At 53.4% G+C, this 6,247-nt stretch carries 5 protein-coding genes; all 5 read right to left on the bottom strand.

The window, feature by feature from the left end; translation table 11 throughout:
- Nucleotides 1-190 precede the first annotated feature (190 nt).
- Nucleotides 191-1,330 carry a P22 phage major capsid protein family protein gene (locus tag WCL58_RS25125; protein ID WP_048795441.1) on the bottom strand — a complete coding sequence of 380 codons (1,140 nt, stop codon included), beginning with the start codon at nucleotides 1,328-1,330 and terminating at the stop codon, nucleotides 191-193.
- Nucleotides 1,331-1,425: 95 nt separating this feature from the next.
- Nucleotides 1,426-2,190 (bottom strand): DUF6651 domain-containing protein, encoded by a 765-nt coding sequence (locus WCL58_RS25120; protein ID WP_048795246.1) that lies wholly within the window; start codon nucleotides 2,188-2,190, stop codon nucleotides 1,426-1,428.
- Nucleotides 2,191-2,277: 87 nt separating this feature from the next.
- Nucleotides 2,278-3,390, bottom strand: coding sequence for a phage minor head protein (locus tag WCL58_RS25115; protein WP_336851748.1), 1,113 nt, complete (start codon nucleotides 3,388-3,390; stop codon nucleotides 2,278-2,280).
- 5 nt (nucleotides 3,391-3,395) lie between these two features.
- Complete coding sequence (locus WCL58_RS25110; RefSeq protein ID WP_336851747.1) at nucleotides 3,396-4,784, bottom strand: DUF4055 domain-containing protein; 1,389 nt, start codon at nucleotides 4,782-4,784, stop codon at nucleotides 3,396-3,398.
- A gap of 5 nt (nucleotides 4,785-4,789) precedes the next feature.
- Nucleotides 4,790-6,040 (bottom strand): terminase large subunit domain-containing protein, encoded by a 1,251-nt coding sequence (locus WCL58_RS25105; protein ID WP_336851749.1) that lies wholly within the window; start codon nucleotides 6,038-6,040, stop codon nucleotides 4,790-4,792.
- Between the last annotated feature and the right edge of the window lie 207 nt (nucleotides 6,041-6,247).

The raw sequence follows: 6,247 nt of genomic DNA, 5'->3' as shown, positions 1-6,247 counted from the left end.
CTGCTGCTCCTGCTGCTCCTGCTGCTCCTGCTGCTCCTGCTGCTCCTGCTGCTCCTGCTGCTCAGGATTATTTATGTTCGCCTGCTCAGCAGCAAGCTTTTCTGCGATACGCAACGCACGTTGTTCTTTCGTTAATCCAGCCATATATCCTCCGAGAAAAGGGGCCGTAGCCCCTCACAATATCGTTGTCTTAACCCAACAGCGTTACGGCATGCGCCGGTTTAATGGAGGCGACACCCCAAGCCAAACCGACCTCATAGCGCACCTGACGGTACTGGCGATACAGCGCCACCTGGAAGGTGATGCCGGATACCGGATCGGTAACGTTCATCACATCATCAGCGGTATCGCCCCCCTCTGGCATTGCCGGTGTGCGCGCTGCCAACAGGAACGCGTTACGATCAAATGCCATATTCGCGGTAAAACCACCGATAACGGTGATTTTTGCATCATCAGCCAGATCCTGACGCAGGCCAGGCGCTGCCAGAGTGATCGTTGTCGCAGTGGCTGCTGCAATCATGTACTGGTTTTCATCGCCGTCGAACGTCACCAACTGACCGGCAGAAATGCTCCCAGTGCCGGTGTCGATGGCGATGATAATGTCGCCTTCTTTCTTGGCGCCATTAACCAGATAACCCGCAGCGGCAGCAGCCCCCACTCGAGCTACGCCGGCAGACTCGTGGATATTGAACCCTTCCAGTCGACCGATAACGCCCTCACGCAAGAGCTGCTCAGTACCCGATTCATTCACCTTGAACAGCACCGACTGTTTACCACGCAGATTTGTCGTCGCGGAGGAACCAAGAACCATTTGAAGGTCAGTTGTTGGTGAACCATTATCCGACAATACCTGTCGGGCCAACGCCGCATCAGATAGGTCTTCTTTCACACCGAATGGCGCCTTCCCAGCAGTACCAACGGCGCGCGAGGTACCGTAGTAGAGGGCGCCTAAGTCAGCATCAACTTCATTTGCCAGCGCGCGGAACGCCTGTTTGAACTGGTCAGCCAGAATGGTGTTGTAGGTGCCCGCCGGGCCGAGCGCCAGCTGCTCTTCGCCGTTCCATTGAACCGGAGCCATTTTTGACTTGGTAATTTTCACATCGACGCTGCCAATAGCCTGCTGACCATTGCCTGGAGCTGTAGCACCTGGCTCGATATCAAGCGTTTTAGCAACAGGTGCAACTGGCGCGGTGACAGTCTGGTCCTTGGCTGCCTGATCTGCCTTCGTGTTACGTGCCACTGCGGGAATAAAACCGACCTGCTCGCGTGAAACAACGTCCAGAGCGGTATAGATAGTCGGGATCAACCCGGTAAGAGTATTTCCAGCCATGATTTATGGTTTCCTTGAATATTTAAATGAGGGTTGGTTGAGCTATCCAGCTCTGGCGCCACCACCTTTCCAGGTGGCGGCAAAATGTGAGGTGGTTAATCGACGATAGTGATCCCGTCTTTTAGCGCTGCGTTCTTGCCGGTGATATCCAGCGAATCGAATGCATCGCGCTTCATGGTTTTCTGCCCTGCCTGGTGCTGCGATTGCTGCGAACCTCCACCCGAATTACCAGAAGCCTTAAGGATGTGATCCTTCTGCGGGTACTGCTCCACCAAAAACTCCAGCGCCTCGTCGAAATCGGCCAGTTCGCCCGGCTTAGCCCGCGAGTAAACTTTATTGCCGGAAGGGTCATAGGCAACAACCTTGCCCTCTTCGATTTTGAAGGACTGCCCAAAGCGCGCCTGAACAAAATCAGCCGGGATCGCCATTTTATCGGTGATGAATTTGGAGCCAGAGAAACGGCCGCCGATCATCTCCTTGTAGAGCTGATCCTGCAGGGTCTTGTTCTGATTTGTTGCTTCGTCCAGTTGGGCCTGGAACGACTTGGTGATTTCAGCCTTCACTTGATCCACTGCACCTGCGTCGATCAGCTTTTTCTGGTCGATTTTGGTTACCAGTTCGAGCGCCTCTATTGCTTTAGCCGGATCAGTAATACCGGCAAATTTAGCCAGATTAGCTTCGGCACTTTCTTTTGCCTCTCGGTGCGATTTTGCCTCACCATTTAAAGAGGCAATCTTTCCGATAGCCTGGGAAGCATCGAATCCAATTTCTTTTCCGTCATCATGGACATAAATTGGATTGCCTTTGTCATCGATAGCAGCCAGTTTTTGCCCATTAACTTCAACGATTTTCAATTTCATGTTGTTACCTTTGATGTAGTCATCCGACTGTTCACCGCTTTGCATCCGCTCGGCGGCAGAAATAAAAAAAACACCCAAAGGTGGTCGCTATAGTCCGGCATCCGAAAACGCCCGTTCATCAATTTCTCGCAGCTGTTGCAGGCTTAGCCACTCCCCTTTGTCGGAGAAGAATTCCGCCGGCCGCATACCGCCGTCACGCATCAAGCGTGCGCGGGTTTCGCCCAATACCTCCACCTGGCGCCGGTAGGGCTGACGTTGGAGCCAGTCCCGATAATTGGTTTCCGCCGGCACCTGGCCATCCATACTGGCGCGCGTGCCCGCCGGCATTTCATCGGCATCGATACCCAGCGCTCGCCACGATTTCACCACCAGCGTTTCCACTGACCGGCAACAGAAATGGATCCGCCCCGGCCCGGCGCCATAAGGCACCCTGTGGCCGATGGGTTTGTTGTCCAGCGTGTAGCGCAGGCGATCGCGCACGATGCAGGTCGGCGTCGTCTTGTTATCGAGGGTTGCCAGCCATTGCTTGCAGTCGATAACGTCGGCGTTGGCCTGGGCGAATTCCGTGCGCGCTACAGCCGCCATATGGCTGACGGCGGTTTTTATCACGCTGGTTGCATTGGCCCGGCCAGTTTGCAAAACACCGTCCTGATAATTTCGGGCGCGAGTGCCGCGGATCCGGCGATAAATCTGGTCCGTCGTTTCACCCTGCAGATAACCCTGGCTCACAGCGTTACTGATGCGCTGGAGTCGGTCGCTTTCCAACTTGCCGGCCCATTCGCTGAGCAAACGCCCCTGAAACGGCCGCGCCACCGCTGCGGCGTAAACTTGCTGCGGTGTCAGGCTGATAAGCGGGTAACGCTGTTTCACCAGGTCGGGCAGCAGAGAGTCAAACAGGCTGAACTGAAAACCGCCCTCGTACCCGATAAAATCGCCCAGCTCGTCGCTCAGCGCCCCGTAAAGCCGCTGGTAAACCTGCCGGTTGATATCCCGCACACCGGCCAGCAGTGAATCAAGACGGCGAACAGTGAAGCTCTGCGGATCCAGGTCATCCAGCGCCATCAGCAATTTTGATGAAAGCTCGGCGTCCGCTTGATCGAGAATTTTCACCATTCGCCGAGCGACGCCGGTCGAGTAGCGAGAAACGAAGAGTGCGTGCGCCAAGGTTTCATCGAGCAAGCGATCATTAATCTTTCCCATCGCCACTACTCCTTGATTAAATCAGGAGGCTGATTTATCAGCGCATCCATTACCTCTTCAGGATTCGCGTCTTGGTCAATGATATGAAGCCGCTGGTAAGCGCGCACAGCATCAATAAAGCGAATGTCTCCCCCCTGTCGCAATGACTGGATCGCCAACGCTGATTGTGCGTCGATAGATTGCGCTTCCGTCTCTAGCTCTGTGCGCACATCAACATTACCGCCCGAAGGCAAGCCCAGCCATTCGGCCATTATTTGCAGGATATTATCGAGAGCATCTTCGAGGGAGCTCGCCATTGTGAATAGCGGCGAGTTCTCTTGCATCTTTTCCTCGTTGGTCTGATCTACCGATTTTGTGGAGGTATTTTCTGCGCGCAATAATTTGGCGCCAGCCTGCCGCATTTGTTGTTCAAGATCGTCAATAGAGGTTTTACCAGCCCCAATAGCTGAGCCTGTGTGCTCGGTGTACTCGATCCCCTGTTTTTGCCTGTCACTAAAGCGTGCGGCACTTGATGCCCCCACAGTTAACTCTTGCCCTTCTTCAAGGCCATAAACACTGAGGATCGGCACCCGGGCGACATGCAGAATGTTGTCCTGCTCACTTTGGCTCTGCCAGTGCTTGATGTTCAGCAATGCCAAATTCAGCAGCGGAGGAGAGCCGCGCATGAACCCCGTGCGCTTGGTGTAGAGCGTCACAAGAGGAATATCATCACGGCTGGTTTCCCACTCTTCGAAAATAGCCCAAACGCTCTCACCAGAATCGCCTTTGCTTTTTCGGTAAATTTCCACCTTTCGGGGCATGATGTGGCGAATCTGCTCAACTTTTGTCTGCCCGTAATCATCACCATCAACGATGATCACCTCTTTGATGCGTAAGTCGGTCAGCACCACCTTTCCCTTCACCACCTTCGACTTCCAGCCAATAACCTGTCGCGGATTGAGCATGGTGACGTATGGGCGGCTACCTGCAGCCTTCTCATCGGCTTTCGTTTTTACCTCATCCTTGTTCACGCGAGGAAAATCGACAAGCGCATGAGCTAGGCCATACTGAAACCCGATAGAAAAGAATTCTTGCGCCCATACATCGAGCCTATTTCCTTCCAGATCGATATTTGGTGTGAGTTTTTTTATCTGCTCAGGCGTTTCTTCGCTTAAAACAGTCGGCTCAGCAAACACGCGGCCAATATCCTGCTTTATTGTTTCCTCATAGGCAGGAAGCAATGTTGCAACAGCCAGCCGTTTTTTATAATCCTCCTTGTCTTCATTCGGCCAGCGGGGCATATATGTTTCGCCCAGCCTGCGCATATTAAGCGTGCCGCCCATCAACGCATCGTTGATGTCCCAGGCTTCGACCATATCGTTATAATCAAGATTAGGTGTTGAAATATCAGGCATGGTGATTACATCCGTAATTTGGTGACCTTTCCGGCAGGTTTAACAATGGGGAACTGTTTCTGGATAAAATAACCGGCGCCATCGTTGGGGTGGTCATTGTCTGATTTTTTATCCGGCTCACCTGTCTTTTCATCCCAGATTTGCTGCTCCAGGCATTCGGTATAAATCGGGCAACGCTTCACATTGACTTTATAGCGACGCTCGCCACTGCCATTACAAAACATCGCATTCATCGCATTAATTCGATCTTTCACTGGAGGGTTAGCGGCATTCACCACCACATTAAACCCAGCCTGCTTTAGCTGAGCGATATCTGTCAGGCTGGCATTGCTGGATTTGCGCGAGTCACCTGACGCATCCGGGTAGATGTAGATTTCCCGCACTTTGCGATAATCAGCACCATCGTAGAGCCAGAAACGTTCCTTGATGATGCGGATCATGTCGGGGGTGTCGTACGCGTTGATGATTTCGTTAACCGCACATGGCAGCCCCAGGCGCAGAACGTGAACAATGCCGGCCATCTTGCCGACGTTGAAGTCCATCCCGATATAAAGCGGCTCGCCGGGCTGCTCCACCTCGTCGCAGTTGTTCAAACGGCGATCGAACTGGTGGTAAATGGTGCCGCTCGTCAGGTTGGTAAACTGCCCGCGCAGGTAGGCTTTAATCAGCTCCGGCGGATAGCTCCCCATCAGCGAGGGAATGTAATCCGGCGGCAGGTTCTTTTCGTTGTCGAATGTCGACGCCTGCACAAGGCCGTACAGCGTCGCCAGCTCCGGCTTGTCGCGTACCTCTTTGACGAACTGGAGCCAAACGAATTTAAACCCTTCCGGCGTCGTGGTGACGTCGATCCCGTTGCGCAGCCCGTCCACCTTGTAACGCATACGCGCGATGATTTTTCGCCAGGCCTTTTGTCCCTTCTCCTTTTTCATCACGTCGAGCTCGTCGATCAGCGCGTTACCGATTTTAAAACCGACGATAGTTTCCGGCTTTTCCATCGATCGACAGATCGTCGTTCCGCGGTACTGCCGGCCGGCGTAAAAATGCACCTCTTTGTTGCCCTCGTTGATCTGGACGCGCATCCCCCAGTCGTGCGCCACTTCCTCGACCGTCGGGTAAAAAATATCGCGGATCTGCGGATAAGTCGGCGCAAAGTAGCCCTGGTTAATACGCGGAAACTCCCACATGCCCTTGCAGATACCGCCGCACCCTACCCACGTCTTACCGCTGTTGTGATGAATCGCCCCGTCAGCAGTCACGTAGCAGTTATTGTCTAGTACCTGGAGGTCAAAATATGGCTCAGCTTTCGACAGCCGTGATACACTCAATATGTTGCAGGTTTCGATTAAGGAGTTTAATTGTGACGCCTCTAGACCATAAGATTTGCGATCTGGCACATCCAGACCGAACTGTTTCGGAAGTGGCTGCGTTAGCCGGTTGCGACCGTAGCCATGTTTACCGTTGTA

Origin of the sequence: Serratia sp. TMDUHS_CL, from assembly GCF_037137105.1 — a bacterium.
GTDB lineage: Bacteria > Pseudomonadota > Gammaproteobacteria > Enterobacterales > Enterobacteriaceae > Serratia > Serratia nevei.
The sequence above is the reverse complement of the archived record's forward strand: the minus strand, read 5'-3'. Positions and strand labels throughout refer to the sequence as shown.

Bases quoted from the DNA above. Each gene is read 5' to 3' on its own strand.
- WCL58_RS25120 (WP_048795246.1), bottom strand. From the start codon at position 2,190: ATGAAATTGAAAATCGTTGAAGTTAATGGGCAAAAACTGGCTGCTATC.
- WCL58_RS25125 (WP_048795441.1), bottom strand. From the start codon at position 1,330: ATGGCTGGAAATACTCTTACCGGGTTGATCCCGACTATCTATACCGCT.
- WCL58_RS25115 (WP_336851748.1), bottom strand. From the start codon at position 3,390: ATGGGAAAGATTAATGATCGCTTGCTCGATGAAACCTTGGCGCACGCA.
- WCL58_RS25110 (WP_336851747.1), bottom strand. From the start codon at position 4,784: ATGCCTGATATTTCAACACCTAATCTTGATTATAACGATATGGTCGAA.